Origin of the sequence: Streptacidiphilus sp. PB12-B1b (genome assembly GCF_014084125.1) — a bacterium.
GTDB lineage: Bacteria > Actinomycetota > Actinomycetes > Streptomycetales > Streptomycetaceae > Streptacidiphilus.
The window spans coordinates 3,356,096-3,370,538 of sequence record NZ_CP048405.1; the positions used below are offsets into that span (position 1 = coordinate 3,356,096).

Here is a 14,443-nt window from a genome sequence, read left to right on the forward strand (position 1 = left end):
TGACAGGGGGTCAGCGGCCGTGGGTACTTCCCGGGTTCAGCCCGGGGCGAGGGCGCGTTCGAGGGCGTCGGTGAGCCAGGTGCGGAACCGGTCGATGCTGTGCCCGCGGACGGTGACCATCAGGTCGAAGGTCTCCGGGCCGGCCAGTACCCACACGGCGTCGACCGCTGCCTCCAGGTCGGGGCCCGGAGCCGGGACGGGGAACGTCTGCAGGAGCGCGGCGGTGGTCTCGTGTCGTTTCAGGGTGATCGTGCGCCACTCGTCGGCGATGGCGGGATCGCTTCCGGCGGCGTCGCGGATGAGCTTCCAGGCGGGGGCGGCCCGTTGCGCGATGGTGCAGAACACTGCTGCGAGAGCGGCGCAGTGGTCCCGCAGGGTGTCTCCCTGGCGGGCGGCGGTGAGCTGTTCCAGCAGCGTCCGCCGCCAGGCCGGCTCCTCCAGTTCGCCGTTTCCGGTCAGTTGCGCCAGGACGCTGGCGGTGAACAGCTCACGTTTGCTTCCCCAGGCGAGGTAGAGCGTCTGCACGGACACCCCGGCGTGCTCGGCGACCGCCGAGACCGGGGTGGCCGCGTAGCCGCGCCGGGGGAACACCTCGGTGGCGGCGACCAGGAGCTGCCGCTTGGTCTCGCGGCGCGCGGCCTCACCGGCCTCGCGCTGGCGCTTGGTGTTGCGGGGCTTCTTCGTCTGCTCGGGCACGGCGTCCATGCTGCCAGCCTAAGCGAAATCGACTGACATGGTGTTCTAATTGATTGTATGAGGACTCAAACAATGAAGGACTCGCTGCTTCCGGACCGTCCTCGCCGCCGTCCCGGCGGCGTCGCCTACGCGCGGATCCGCTTGGCGGCCCTGCTCCGGCCCCCGGTCACCGTGTACGAAGCGCCCGCCGACGTGGTGCGGGACCGCGACGTTCCGGTGACCGTGCGCGACGGGACCGTGCTGCGGGTCAACGTGTACCGGCCCGCGGGGCCCGGCCCCTTTCCGGTGATCATGTCCGCCCACCCCTACCGCAAGGACGCGCTGCCCCGGCGCACCCGCCGGGGCTGGTCGCTCAACGCCCAGTACCGGATCATGAACCAGCCCGCCCCCTTGCGGATCTCCGACCTGACCGGCTGGGAGGCCCCCGACCCGGCCTGGTGGGCCGGGCACGGATACGCCGTGGTCAACGCCGACACCCGCGGCGCCGGCACCTCCCAGGGCACCGGCTCGCTGATGAGTGACGCCGAGGCCCAGGACGTCTACGACCTGATCGAATGGGCCGGCACCCAACCGTGGTCGAACGGCGCCGTGGGCATGCTGGGCGTCTCTTACCTGGCGATCTCCCAGTACAAGGCCGCCGCGCTGCAACCGCCGCACCTGAAGGCGATCTGCCCGTGGGAGGGCTTCACCGACGTCTACCGCGACTTCATGACCAACGGCGGCATCGTCGAACAGGGGTTCTCCCGAATCTGGCAGGCCGCGACCAAGCACGGAGCCCGCCTGCACGGGGACATGGCCAAGGAACGGCCGCTGCATCCGCTGCGGGACGAGTGGTGGCAGGCGATGACCCCCGACCTGACCAGGATCCGGGTACCGATGCTCGTCTGCGGCAGCTTCTCCGACGGCAACCTGCACTCCCGCGGCTCCTTCCGGGCCTTCGAGCAGACCGGCTCCACCGACCGCTTCCTCCACACCCACCGCGGCCCCAAATGGGCCACCTTCTACAGCCCGGACGCCCTGTACACCCAGCTCGGCTTCTTCGACCGCTACCTGCGCGGCCACGACGTACCCCCGCCGCCGCCGGTACGCCTGGAGGTCCGCGAGAGCCGCACCACCATCGCGGAGATCCGCGCCGAACAGGAATGGCCCCTGGCCCGCACCCACTGGCGCGACCTGCACCTGGGCCCGGACGGCACCCTGTCCACCGCAACCCCCGCGCCCGGCGCGGCCGAACTCGACCTGCGCCGCGACTGCGCCGCGTTCACCACCACCTTCACCCAGGACACCGAGCTGACCGGCCCGATGAACCTGCGCCTGTGGGCGTCGCTGCGCGGTGCCGACGACGCCAACCTCTTCATCGGGGTCGAGAAGTGGACCGGATCGCGCTGGGTGCCCTTCGAAGGGTCCTGGGGCTACGGCCGCAACCGCGTCACCACCGGCCGCCAGCGGCTGTCCCTGCGGCAACTCGACACCACCGCCTCCGCACCGCACCGCCCCGTTCACACCTTCCTCACCCCGCAGCCCCTGTCGCCCGGCGAGGCGGTGGCCGTGCAGATCCCCCTGGTCGAGTCCTCGACCCTGTTCCGGGCCGGCGAGACGCTGCGCCTGCTCGTCTCCGGCCGCGAACTGGAACGGCGCAACCCCCTGAACGGGCAGTTCCCCTCCCACTACCCCCGCAGCAGGGGCGGCTACTGCACGCTCCACTGGGGAGCCGACCACCCCTCAGCCCTGGAAGTCCCCGTCATCCCACCACGCTGAGCCAGCGGGACCAGTCAGTGCGGGACGTGGCCGGCTCGTGCCGCCCGCTGCGCGTCCCATGGGAGGACTATTCGGCCCAGGCGCGCTCCAGTTGGGTGCGGAAGGTGGCGGGCTCTCGCCCGATCAGCTCGGTCAGCGTCGAGTCAACGGCGGTGAACTCGCCGTTCCGCGCCGCGGCGAAGATGCTCAGCACGAGGTCGGCGATCGGGGCGGGGGCGCCGTGCGCCAGGGCTTGCTCGCGGAAGACGTCGTCGGGGACGACGGTGCGGGTGAAGGGCCGTCCGGTGGTCTCGGACGCGATTTCGGCGACGGTGTCGAAGTCGAGCGCCGCCGGGCCGGTGAGCGGCGGGGTGGGCCCCTCGAAGCGGGCCTCTTCGGCGAGGATCACCGCAGTGGCCTCGGCGAGGTCGTCGTGGCCGGTCCAGGCGACGGGGCCGTCGGCGGGGAGGGCGATGTCGCCGGTGTGGCGCGCGGACTCCAGGAACTGCAGGGCGCTGGAGGCGTAGAAGCCGTTGCGCAGCGCGGTCCACGGCAGGCCGGTCGCGCGCAGCAGGTCCTCGGTCTGGGCGTGGTCGCGGCACGCCTGGAAGCGGGCGTCATGGGCGGCGCCCATCTGGCTGGTGTAGAGGATGCGGCCGACACCGGCCTGCACGGCGGCGTCGATGGCGACGCGGTGGCCGTCCACGCACTCCTGACCCGTGCGGTCGAGGGAGACGAGGAGCAGTTGCTCGGCGCCCTCGAAGGAGCGCGCGAGCGAGGCGCGGTCGTCGAAGCTGCCCTGCCGGACGCGGACGCCGCGGTCGGCGAGGTCCTGGGCCCTGCGGGGGTCGCGGACGCTGACGCCGACGCGGTCGGCGGGGAGGCGCTCCAAGAGGCGCTCGACGGTGCGGCGGCCGAGCTTTCCGGTGGCTCCGGTAACGATGATCATTGAGGTCTCCCGATGCTGCTTCCGCTGGAATCACATGAAGGGTAACACTGGAAATTCCACTGGAACCAGATCATCGGTACCATCGGTTCATGGTTACGCGCGACTCCACCGACACCCCTCGGCGCCGCATCGTCGAGGCCGCCGTCGAGCTGCTGGAGAACGGCGGCCCGGACGCGGTGAGCACCCGCGCGGTCGCCGCCGCTGCCGGAATGCAGCCGCCGGCGATCTACCGCCTCTTCGGCGACAAGGAGGGGCTCCTTGAGGCCGTCGCCGAGCACGGCTACGCGCAGTTCCTGGAGAGAAAGCACGCGCAGCTCGACCCCACCCCGCAGGACCCGGTGGAGGAGCTGCGCCGCGGCTGGGACATGGTGGTCGAGTTCGGGGTCTCCCGCCCCGAACTGTTCGCGGTGATGAACCGGGCCGTCGGCCGGGGATCGGACGCAGCGCACCGCGCGGGCCTGGAGATCCTCCATGGGCGGGTGCGTCGGCTGGCCGCCGGGGGATGGTTGCGGGTCGACGAGGAGCTGGCCGCCCAGATCATCCAGGCAACCGGCCAGGGAGCGGTCACCACCTGGCACTCCACCCCCGCGGACCGCCGCAATCCGGCGCTGTTGACCGTCCTGCGCGAGTCCATGGTCGCGGCTGTCACCCGCGCCGAGCCGGTGGTCCCCGCCGGGGAGTCCGGTCCCGCCGCGGCGGCCCGCGCGCTGCGCGCCGCCCTCCCCGACGATGCCGGTGTGCTCAGCGGCGCCGAGCAGCTCCTGCTGCGTGAGTGGCTCACGCGCCTGGCGGCGGACGGTGGCGCGCCGCATGCCTGACCGCGCGTCAGGCCCCTCCGGGACGGGACGGCGGCAGGCGACCGCACGACTCCGTCCGGCTTCCCCACGCCCAGGCTTCCCGCTGTCGCGGGGTGTTGGCGGGAGGTGACGCTCACGGCCCGGCCGACGGCCGGGTGCGTGGGGGTCAGGCCCGGGCCTGGAGGCGGAGGCCTGCCAGGGTCAGGTCCAGGGCGGCGAGGAACTGATCCCTGTCGTCGTGCGCGGCGAACTCGTCGGCGATCTCGTGCACGAACGGGAACTGTGCGGGGTCGAGCCCACGCCACGTCTCGGCGTAGCGGGCGAGGAACTGGTCGCGGTCGACCTTGCCGTCGAGGAGTTCCTGGGGGATTTCCGCGCCGAGGTCGGCGGCGGTTCCGACGACGACGCCGAAGACCGCCGAAACGGCGTGGAAGCGCTGACGTGGCGTGAGGTCGAGGCGGAGCGTCTGTCGGCCGAGCTCCTCGTACAGCCGTAGCGAGTTGCCCTGGACGTCGGTGTTGCGCATGAAGTAGGCCGCCAGCCAGGGGCGCTCCACGATCGCGTCGAACAGGGTGACGGCCATCGCGCGCAGGTCGGCGATCGGGTCGTCGCTGCCCGTCTGCGCTTGAACGGCGATCAGCGCCTCGCCGACGACGTGGTCGGTGGCGCGGTCGAACAGTTCGTCCTTGCTGGAGACGTACCAGTAGATGCTGCCGACGCCGGTGCCGAGCCGGGCGGCGAGGGCGCGGAACGTCAGCGCCGACTGGCCCGCCTCATCGAGCAGGGCCACGGCCGCGGTGAGGACGGCCTCCATGGAGTGGGAAGCACGTTGCCGTACTCGGGGAGGATCGTCGACGGGGCGTGTTCGCGGGCGTGCCATGCCATCCATTCAATCATGATTTGGGGATTCATCGAACTGTGTTCTATGGTGCATGTAGAACGTCGTTCGATAGTCGGCGACGCCGGAAGGAGCCGCCATGACCGCCATCGCCACCGCGCCCGCACCATCGCGCACCTACCCATCCCTGCGGGCAGCCTGGATCCCGCTGGCCGCACTCTGCCTGGCCTTCTTCGTCGAGATGGTCGACAACACCCTGCTCTCGATCGCGTTGCCCACGATCGGCCGTGACCTCGACAGCAGCACCACGGCGCTGCAGTGGGTCACTGGCGCGTACTCGCTGACCTTCGGCGGCCTGCTGCTGACAGCGGGATCGATGGCCGACCGGCTCGGCCGTCGGCGCGTGCTGCTGGTCGGTCTGGCCGTGTTCGGCCTGCTGAGCCTGGGCGTCATCTGGGTCAGCACCGGAGGGGAGCTCATCGCCCTGCGGGCCTGCCTCGGCATCGCCGCCGCCGCTATGGCCCCCATCACCAACTCGCTGGTCTTCCGGCTGTTCGACGACGAGAAGCTGCGCATGCGCGCGATGACCGTGATGATCGTCGTCGGCATGTCCGGCTTCGTCCTGGGCCCACTGCTGGGCGGCACCGCCCTGGCCCACTTCAAGTGGCAGTGGCTCCTGGTCGTCAACGCCCCGATCGCCCTGATCGCGGCCGTCGGCGTCCGTCTCGGCGTCCCGGCCGACCGGCCCGAGGATCTGACCAAGGACAGGCTCGACCTGCCGGGCGCCGCCCTCAGCGTCCTCACCATCGGCCTCGCCTGCTACTCGCTGACCAGCGGCGTCCAGCACGGCTGGCTCTCCGCCGCGACCATCGGCTCGATCCTGGGCGCCGTCGTCGCGGGCTTCGCCTTCGTGTGGCACGAGCGCCGCAGCGCGTCGCCCATGCTGGACCTCAAGCTCTTCTCCAACGGAACCGTCCGCGGTGCGGCCATCGCCCAGATCGGCACGTCCATCGCCATGGCCGCGGTGATGTTCGGACTGATCCTCCACTTCCAGTACGCCTACGGGTGGAGCCCCATGCGGGCCGGCCTGGCGAACCTGCCGATCATCATGACCATGATCGCGGCGACCCCGCTGTCCGAGTGGCTCGCAAAGAGGTTCGGCCACCGCATCGCCTGCCTGGTCGGCGCGGCCTGCCTGGGCGGCTCGTTGGCCGGTCTCGCCTGGGGCGTCAGTCACGGGTACCTGGTCATCGCGGTCTGCATGGTGGTGATGACCATCGGTCTGCGCACCGTGATGACGATCTGCGCCATCGCGCTCGTCGGTGCGATGCCGGAGAACCGCACGTCGATGGGCACCGCACTCAACGACACCGCCCAGGAGGTAGGCACCAGCGTCGGCACCGCCGTGATCGGCACCATGATCGCCCTGCTGGTCACCACCCAGCTGCCCGTAGGCACCTGGAGCCATGCCCTGGTCCAGTCCTTCTTCCACGGCGAGCGGATCGCCTACGCCGTCCTGGCGGTCGTCGTCGGTGTGATCGCGGCAGCCGGCGCCCTCACCCTCACCGACTCCCACACCACCGAAGAGCACCCCACCGACGCGGACTGAACCCGCCGCCCGCCTTCCGCACCGTGCGGCAGCGGGAACCCGGCACCCTGGACGAGGTCCTGAAGGCAATGCGGTCACGCTTTCACAGGACTTCCGCCCCGACGGCGCAGTCCGAGCGGGTGTCGACGGTGGCGACGGTGGCGACGCCCACCGGAGCCCCAGGTCGGTCGGCCGCAACCTCGTGGCCGTTGCCCAGGTGGATGGTGACGTGATAGGTCGACGCGTCGTGAACAAGGTATCGATCGTCGGCTGCTCCGGCTCCGGCAAGTCCCACCTCGCGCGACTGCTGGCGGCCAGGCTGGACGCCCCGATCACGCACTGGCGGCCCGGCCTCGCTGGGTGATCGACGGGAACTACAACTCCACCCTGCCGATCCGGCTCATAAACCCTGTCCATGATCGATTGGGGGAGCGCGCGCAGTGGCGCGGCGGAGTTCAGGGCGCGGTGGGGTCGGTGGTTGTTGAAGAACTGCTCGTACTCGCCGAGTGCGTGGCAGGAGATGCGCGTGATTCCAGACCAAGGTGCGGTCCAGAAGTTCGGTCCGGCAGGAGCGGATCCATCGTTCCATGATCGAGTTCATGCGCGGCATCCGGACCCCGATTGCTGTACCGGCAGAGCCAACCAGCAGTGGACCGCGGCCACCAACGGAACCCTGGAAACCCTCGGCAAATGCCTGGACGTCACGAACGACGCGACTACCCCGGGCAGCCCCGTGCAGCTGTACGACTGCAACGGCACCGGCGCTCAGCAATGGCAGGCCGACAACGGCGAGTTGCCCAACCCGCAGTCGGGTCTGTGCCTCAACGACTCCACCGCCACCAGCCTGCTGGACATCAACACCTGCACCAACACCCGGACGCAGTGGTTCAGCCTGCCGCCCGGCGCCGGCGGGGCCGGACCCACCGGTCCTGTCACCTCCGGGATCACAGGCAAGTGCCTGGATGTCTTTGACGGGAACTCGGTCGACCTGACCCCTGCGGACCTGTACGACTGCAACAGCACCGCCGCTCAGCAGTGGTCCCTGGAGTCGAACGGCACCCTTCAGTCACTGGGCAGCAGTCGGAACACTAATGAGATCGACAGCAACTGGTTCCAGGTCTCCGGTGACGATGTCAACTTCACGCCGGTAGCTACCGTCGCCGAGCCTTACGCCGGCGCAGACATGCAGACAAGGTTGTACCGGGCGATAAATCTCCACGCCACCGGCCGATATGTATAGGTCACCGTCAACGGTGGCACGGCTTGGTCCATGACCGATGAGGTCGGCCTCGGGCCAGAGGGCGACGAGCCCCTCGCGCCGGCGATCTTGGTGCCGGCCGGGTGGCAGCGCCGCTCACCGCCGCCCGGCCGCAGAGTTCGCGATCGGGGGGTGCTGGGGAGCCTCGGCAGCCGGACGGCTCAGCGACCGGCGAGGATCAGCGCCACGACGACTTCCCAGCCGTGGCGCCGAAGCTGGGGTTGTCGTCGTGGCCGGGGCGCGGTGCCCCGAGCCGGTAGAACCCGCCGGCGCCGATTGCCTCCGCCATGGCCTGCAGTGGCCTGCGGCGGTCCGCGAGCAGGTGCCTGCCGGAGGCGAGCCAGCGCGGCGGCAACACGGACAGGGCTCCAGCGCAGGCCGAGGACGCGGCCGCCGACGGCCAGGGCCAGCGCCTGGGTGGCGGTGCAGGTGGCGACGTGGGCAGTACAGGACCGGCGGCCGGCGCGAGTGGACTGGCCGGGGATGTCGTCGTACTGGCCCCTGGTCACCGCGTGGTAATCGGTCTGGATCCAGTTTGTTGCTGCTTTCTTGCCGTGTCTCGCATTGCTTGACTGCCGTTAGCTGTACGTGGCGTTAGCGGTTGATGGGGGCTGTGTCGCGGGCCTAGCGTCCCGGGGCATGTTGGTGCACTACTTCGCCGGCGAGGGCTGGCAGACATGGGGCCTCAGTGGCCAGCCGTTGATCCCCGAGCAGATGCCGGTACTGATCGACGACGACTTCCTGTTCGAGGACGAGAGCGGCTCACGGGCGACTCGCGCCGTGAACGGATGGCTTCGCAGCCTGCCGTCGAGCGGCGCCCCCTCGCCGAACTCGTGGCGGGTCTACGCCTCGGCGGCCAGGGACTGGCTGATGCACCTGCGGCGCCACAAGGTCGAGGTGTTCGGCACCCGGGAGGACCTGGTCGCCGCACTGGGCACCTACGCTGACCGCCGACTGGCTGGCCCCCTGGACGAGCGGCTGGGGACGTCGTCCTGGGAACTGCAGATCACCGCGCTGAGCCGGTTCTACGACTGGGCCACGGAGGCAGGGCTGGCAACGGCGGTGCCGTTCACCCTGGCCGTCGGCAAGCGCATGGTGCACGGCCGCCTGGTGGAGACGGGACGAAACCTGGCCCGGCTGCGTCGACCGAAGCCGCATGTGACGGTGCAGTACCTGGAGGGCGACTTCGCCAGTCTCTTCCGTCATGGCTTGGCCGGCCTGGGCCGGACGGGCTGGAGGACCGCACTTTCCGCGGCAGGTTCCCGGGCCGCAACGCGGCGATGGGAAGCCTCGTGCTGGGCACTGGGATGCGGAGCCGCGAGTTCACCCACCTGCTCGTCCACGAGGTGCCGCCCCTGCCGAGGGAGCCGACGGAGGTGCCGATCCCGTGGGCGGTTCCGGAGCGGTCGGCCAAGGGCCGCAAGTTCCGCACGACCTGGATCGACTACGACGCCTTGGCCGACGTGCACTCCTACATCGCGCTGGAACGCGAACTGGCACGGGGCTCGTGGAGGCCGCGCAACCCACTGGTGGTGGAGGACGCGGACTTCTACGGAGGCCGGGTGAACGGTCGGCGCACGTCCTGGTCAGCGCTGGGTCCGCAAGAACGCCTGCGGCTGGTCGGCCCCGAGGGCGGTTCCCTGCTCCTGGCCTTGAGCTACGGCGGGCGGCCCTTCGTGGACTGGGGGACGCTGTTTCGCCGCACGGCCCGCCGGATCCGTGACCGGTTCGAGCCGCGGTTCCCGGACGTCGCACCGCACCGATGCCGGCACACCTTCGCGATGGCCACGCTGGAGAAGCTGGTGGAAGGCCACTACCGGCAGGCGGCCCAGCTCGCAGCCGCCGCCGGTGACACCTCGGGGCTCGCGCTCTACCTGCTCAAGGCCGACCCGCTGCTGATCCTGCGCGACTTGCTGGGGCACTCCAGTGTCGTGACGACGGAGGTCTACCTCAAGCGGCTGGACGTCCACCGGATCTACCACGCTGCCTGGGAGCGCACGGTCGCAGGCGTCGGCCTGGCCGCCGTCGGCGAAGCTGACGCCGAGTTCGAGGAGGAGATCTGATGCCGGCCGAAGTACTGCACGGTCCGCTCGCCTTGAGGCTGTCGCTTCCCGGAATGGGGGAGGAGGTGCTCCCGGTCGGCGACCTGCCCAACCCTCGTCTGGCTGCCGACCTCGCCGAGGGCCTGGCTGCCTCGGTTCACCCCCACGGTCCGCTCGCCAAGCGCACCACGGTGATGGGTTTCCTGTTCACGATGCGGCGGATGGTGCGCGAGCTGGCAAGGGACGGCTTCCACGGGGGAGCCGGCGATCTGACCCGGGCAACGCTCAACGTGTTCTGGCTGCGGTCGAACTACCTGGTCGAGTACCGCACCCGCACGATCCTGCGCGCCATGGACGAGCGTCACCGCCTGCTGGACGAGCCGGTGCGGCAGATGGTGTTCGGCATCAACTACAAGCGACCGAAGATCAACGGGCCGCTGTCCGCCTACGAGCCGCAGGAGTGGAACCGGATCATCGACCTCTGCAAGAGCGAGGTCCGCCGGCTCGGGGCAAGGCACCAGGCCATGATCGGGCTCGCAGCGAGCGGCCAGGATCCGGCCGTCGGGGGTTGGAGCGAGGCGAACGCGGCCTGGCTTCTGCAGCGCATCGGGCCGGTCCGCGCCGCGACGGTCGCCGAGCACATGGGGATGACCGCCGCCGAGTTCAAGATCCGGCACCGGGGCATCCACCGGGTCCGCACGGCGCTCTTCCCTCCGCACGCGGACGCCATTCCCTACGTGCTGCTGCTGGGGGCATGGACCGGCATCGTCCCCGACGGGCTGGCCGGGCTGCGGCTCTCCGGCATCCGCTGGGCTGGCAAGCAGGCGACGCTGCTGTCCTACACCAAGGGCCGCACCTCGGGCGAGAGCCTGGTGCTGCCCGCACGGGCCTCGCGGCTGCTGGAGCGCTGGCAGGCGCACTCTGCCCTTCTGCGCAGTCACGTCTCCCCCGACCTGGAAGACCACTTCTGGCTGGTGACCATGTCAGGCTTGCACGAGCCGGGATGCGCGACCTTCGCGAACTACGCGACGCGCAAGTGGGCCCTGGACCACAACCTCCAGACCGAGGCCGGTGACCCGATCTGGATCGACCGCCGGCGGCTGAGGACGACGTTCATCGCCGAGCGTGGCCAGCGGCAGTGGTCGCTGCGGGCCACCATCGACCCCAACCACTCACCGCAGGTCGAGGGCGACCACTACCTCGCGGCCTCGACGCCGGCTCAGAAGGCCGTGGTGGAGGAGATCGCGCGAGACGCCCAGGGCGATCTGCTGCGGCGCGCCATCACGCCCATGGTCGTCGATGACGCGGTCACCGCGAGCCGGCTGCCGCAGGAAGTTCGGCGGCTGGGCCTGGAGCAGGGCGTGCTGGCTGAGCTTCTGTCGGGCGAGCGGGATGTGTTCAGCGGCGCCTGCACCGACCAGCTGGCCGGGCTGCACGGCCCGAAAGGCAAGCCGTGTCCGGCCCGGCCCTGGGTCTGCCTGCTCTGCCCGCTGGCGCTGTTCGCGCCGCGACACCTGCCGAATCTGCTTCGCCTCAAGGCATACTTCGCCCGCCAGTTCCGCGAGATGCCGCACGAGCAGTTCGCCGCCACCCTTGCCCCCTACGCGCGTCGGCTGTCTGCCGAGATCCTGCCGCGCTTCGCGGCCCCTGCCGTCGCGGCGGCCCAGGGCGAGGTTCTGGACCAGGACGCGGAGTTGCCGCTGCGAGCGGAGGAGATGACGTCGTGACGATCGAGCCCACTGCTGCCAGCTCGCCCGGAAGGGGCGTGTTCGCCGGGAGCGACGTCGCGGCGACCGCGGGTCTGACGTGGTTGCCGGGTCACCGCCGGCCGCGCTTCGAGGACGAGGTGTGGTGCTTCGACGGCTGGGCCGACGCGCCGGTCCAGATGACGCCGACGGAGAAGAACTGGCGCTTCGACCGGATCACGCACCCCAGCTGGCGGGTGGTCGCCAAGGAACTCGCTCTGGCCTGGATCGCCAGCCAGGACGAGCGCGTCCTCGCGTTGCCGAACGCCCGCCGCATTCCGCGCCACCCCCGCACGGTCCAGGCCCGGATCTACCACCTCACCTTCTGGCTGAACTGGCTGCACGAGCGCCGCATCAGCACGCTCGCCGCCGTCACCCAGGACCACTGCGAGGGATTCGTGCGCCAGCATGGCGTCGTCCGGGACCGGAAGACCGGCGCCGTCCTGCGCGACAAGGCTCCTCAGTCACTGCTGTCGATCGTCTCCGTCATGCAGGAGATCGCCGACTACCGTGAGCTGCTGTCCGCCGACTGCTACCGGTCAGGGTTCCGGCCCTGGGGCAGCAGCACGGCCGGACAGGTCACCGGTGCCCCGATCGGGCGCCTGGCCCCGATCAAGACCGCGCCCTTGGACGACAGGGTGCTGTCCCCGCTGCTGACCGCGTGTCTGCACCTGGTCGACGTCCTTGGCCCACACGAGGTGGACCTGCGGGCAGCACTGCGAGAGGACCGCCTCTCCCGGGACCAGGCGGGGATGCCACGTAATCTCACCGACGCTGGCGTGCTCGCCGAGGTGGTGGACGGATACCTCCGAGACGGACGTCCGCTTCCGAGGCTCGATCCGACCTGGTCGATGAAGCGCTGCCGAAGGGGCTGGGACGCACGCGACCCGCTGCTGGAGGTCAGCTTCACGCAGCTCGTGGTGCCCACCGGGCACCTTCGGCTCGACGATGCGCTGCTGTCCCGGACACGGCCCCTTCTGGAGGAAGCCGTCGCGGCGGTGGGAACCGAGTACGCCTGGTGCAGGAACGCCGTCGCAGTGCCCCGCGCGGACACCGGGGAGATGGTTCCGTGGTCGCTGCCGCTGCCCCACATGCACGCGGACTCCCTTGTCGGTGTCACCCGTCACGCCTGCCTGATCGCGACGTCGGCCCTGACCGGAATGCGTTCCAGTGAGCTGATGGAAGTGGTCGCCGGCTGCCGCCGCGCCGACCGTGACGACGCCACAGGTATGGAACGCCATCGCCTGGTGGGCAAGGTCGTCAAAGGACGCCGCTGGGGCGGGGAGCCGGACGAGTGGGTCGTCATCGAGGAAGTCGCCCGCATCATCGGCATCGCCGAACAACTCACTGACGCCCAGCCCGGACAGCTGCTGTTCGGCAAGTTCCCCAGTTTCGAGAGCTGCGGGCCGATGACCTGGCTGAGGAACTGGGTCCGTTCCCCAGCTGGCCAGCGCCTGGGCTTGGAGCCGATCCCGGCAGACCCGGTGCATCCGCGCCGTCTGCGGCGCACGCTTTCCGTCGAGATGGCTGCCAGGCCTGGTGGCCTGTTCGCCACCAAGGTCCACTTCAAGCACCTGGTGGTGGCCACCAGCGAGGGATACGCCGGTCGCCCCGGGGGAGCGCAGGCCGTCTTTCACCGTGAGTGGAAGCAGGCGGAGGCGAAGGAGAAACTGCAGCGGACCGTCGAGTCGTTTCGCCAGTACCAGCAGGGCCAACTGCCAGCAGGGCCAGGGGCAGAAGCGCTGCTGGCGGAGTTCCGCAGCGTCGAGACCGAGCTGGAGAAGCACGAGCCGGGGGCGGCCAAGGTGGTCACCGACCGGCAGGTCGAGCTGCTGCTGCAGCGCAGAGCGGACACGCTTCACCTGTCCCTCGCGAACTACTGCTGGTTCGAGGATCCGGCCAAGGCGCTGTGTCTCAAGCTCGCGGGCGCCAAATCCGCAGTGGCTCCGTTGACTGGGCTGTGCGACAGCGCACGTTGCACGCAAGCAACCCACCACCTGGTCCACCGTCCCGTCTGGCAGACCGCGGCAGCGAACGGCACCGCGCTGCTTGCCAGCCCCCGCCTCCCGGCCGGGGAGAAGACTCGGCTGCTGGCCGAGCAGGAGCGCGTGATGCGCGTCCTGGAAGAGATCGACAACGCGGCAGGGAAGGCCGAACACCATGGCACTGAGCCAGGATCAGCGTGAGCAGGCAGAACGACGCCTGCGGGCAGCGATCGACCGGCTACTGGCCGGGCAGATCCCTGTCGGCGGAGCCTGCGACGTCAAGACCCTCGCCCGGGAGGCGGGGATCTCCCGCGCAGCGCTCTACCGGACCTGGGGCCACCTCAAGGACGAGTTCGAACAGCGGCGCGCTGCTGCCTGGGCAGCCGGACAGCAGCCGGACCCGCGTGAGGCCCGCATGGCCCGGCTGCGGGACCTCAACGAGCGGCTCACCAGCAAACTCGCCCGCACACATGCCGAGTTCACCGGTCTCAAGGCTAAGCACAGCCTGGTCCTGTCCGAGCTGGCGGCCAAGGATGACGAGCTCCAGCGGCTGCGACGTCAGCTGGCCGAGGCCGATCACCTCGTCCCCGGCCAGCGACGGGCAGATGACCAGGGTGTTGTCCACCTTCACCACCGCTCACAACAGAGTGATCAAGAGCGCTGAGATCCACAAGCAGAAGACGTGTTGAGCCTGGTCGACGCAGTATCGGCCCTGCGGGTTCTTGGCGAACTCGCTGCTGCCGGTCAACACCATCCACGCGCGCACCGGCCACCGGCGGTCCCAGAATCCGTGGGTGACCGCCGAGAA

Annotated in this window: 12 protein-coding genes; 8 read left to right on the plus strand and 4 right to left on the minus strand. The window is 70.2% G+C overall.

Annotated elements, in window-relative coordinates:
- Positions 1-36: 36 nt before the first annotated feature.
- Entirely contained in the window at positions 37-705 is a 669-nt protein-coding gene (locus tag GXW83_RS15095; protein WP_182443612.1) for a TetR/AcrR family transcriptional regulator, read from the minus strand.
- Between the two features lie 48 nt (positions 706-753).
- Between GXW83_RS15095 and GXW83_RS15100 the strand changes: the two genes are divergently transcribed.
- Positions 754-2,454 (plus strand): CocE/NonD family hydrolase, encoded by a 1,701-nt coding sequence (locus GXW83_RS15100; RefSeq protein ID WP_225447000.1) that lies wholly within the window; start codon positions 754-756, stop codon positions 2,452-2,454.
- A 67-nt stretch (positions 2,455-2,521) separates the two neighbouring features.
- Here the strand turns inward: GXW83_RS15100 and GXW83_RS15105 are convergent, their stop codons facing one another.
- Positions 2,522-3,382 (minus strand): SDR family oxidoreductase, encoded by an 861-nt coding sequence (locus GXW83_RS15105; protein WP_182443613.1) that lies wholly within the window; start codon positions 3,380-3,382, stop codon positions 2,522-2,524.
- Positions 3,383-3,471: 89 nt separating this feature from the next.
- On the opposite strand from GXW83_RS15105, the gene GXW83_RS15110 reads away from it, so the two are divergent.
- Entirely contained in the window at positions 3,472-4,200 is a 729-nt protein-coding gene (locus GXW83_RS15110) for a TetR/AcrR family transcriptional regulator (RefSeq protein ID WP_182443614.1), read from the plus strand.
- Between the two features lie 145 nt (positions 4,201-4,345).
- Here the strand turns inward: GXW83_RS15110 and GXW83_RS15115 are convergent, their stop codons facing one another.
- Positions 4,346-4,993 carry a TetR/AcrR family transcriptional regulator gene (locus tag GXW83_RS15115; RefSeq protein WP_182443615.1) on the minus strand — a complete coding sequence of 216 codons (648 nt, stop codon included), beginning with the start codon at positions 4,991-4,993 and terminating at the stop codon, positions 4,346-4,348.
- A 163-nt stretch (positions 4,994-5,156) separates the two neighbouring features.
- Here GXW83_RS15115 and GXW83_RS15120 point away from each other — a divergent pair, with 163 nt between their 5' ends.
- Together GXW83_RS15120 and GXW83_RS15130 are read left to right on the plus strand one after the other, a co-directional pair.
- The gene (locus tag GXW83_RS15120; protein ID WP_182443616.1) at positions 5,157-6,626 is read left to right on the plus strand and encodes an MFS transporter; all 1,470 of its coding nucleotides are present in this window, start codon (positions 5,157-5,159) and stop codon (positions 6,624-6,626) included.
- A gap of 505 nt (positions 6,627-7,131) precedes the next feature.
- Positions 7,132-7,845, plus strand: a complete 714-nt coding sequence (locus tag GXW83_RS15130; protein ID WP_225447486.1) for an RICIN domain-containing protein — start codon at positions 7,132-7,134, stop codon at positions 7,843-7,845.
- 196 nt (positions 7,846-8,041) lie between these two features.
- Here the strand turns inward: GXW83_RS15130 and GXW83_RS15135 are convergent, their stop codons facing one another.
- A complete protein-coding gene (locus GXW83_RS15135) occupies positions 8,042-8,221 on the minus strand; it encodes a hypothetical protein (protein WP_182443618.1) in 180 nt (59 codons plus the stop codon).
- 934 nt (positions 8,222-9,155) lie between these two features.
- Here GXW83_RS15135 and GXW83_RS34015 point away from each other — a divergent pair.
- From GXW83_RS34015 to GXW83_RS15155, 4 genes are read left to right on the plus strand one after another with little or no spacing between them, the layout of a single operon-like run.
- Positions 9,156-9,926, plus strand: coding sequence for a hypothetical protein (locus tag GXW83_RS34015; protein ID WP_225447001.1), 771 nt, complete (start codon positions 9,156-9,158; stop codon positions 9,924-9,926).
- Entirely contained in the window at positions 9,926-11,632 is a 1,707-nt protein-coding gene (locus tag GXW83_RS15145) for a hypothetical protein (protein WP_182443619.1), read from the plus strand. Before GXW83_RS34015 ends, GXW83_RS15145 begins: the two co-directional genes overlap by 1 nt.
- Positions 11,629-13,836, plus strand: a complete 2,208-nt coding sequence (locus tag GXW83_RS15150) for a hypothetical protein (RefSeq protein WP_182443620.1) — start codon at positions 11,629-11,631, stop codon at positions 13,834-13,836. The genes GXW83_RS15145 and GXW83_RS15150 overlap by 4 nt, the downstream gene beginning before the upstream one ends.
- Positions 13,811-14,299 carry a hypothetical protein gene (locus GXW83_RS15155; RefSeq protein WP_182443621.1) on the plus strand — a complete coding sequence of 163 codons (489 nt, stop codon included), beginning with the start codon at positions 13,811-13,813 and terminating at the stop codon, positions 14,297-14,299. The genes GXW83_RS15150 and GXW83_RS15155 overlap by 26 nt, the downstream gene beginning before the upstream one ends.
- Positions 14,300-14,443 lie beyond the last annotated feature (144 nt).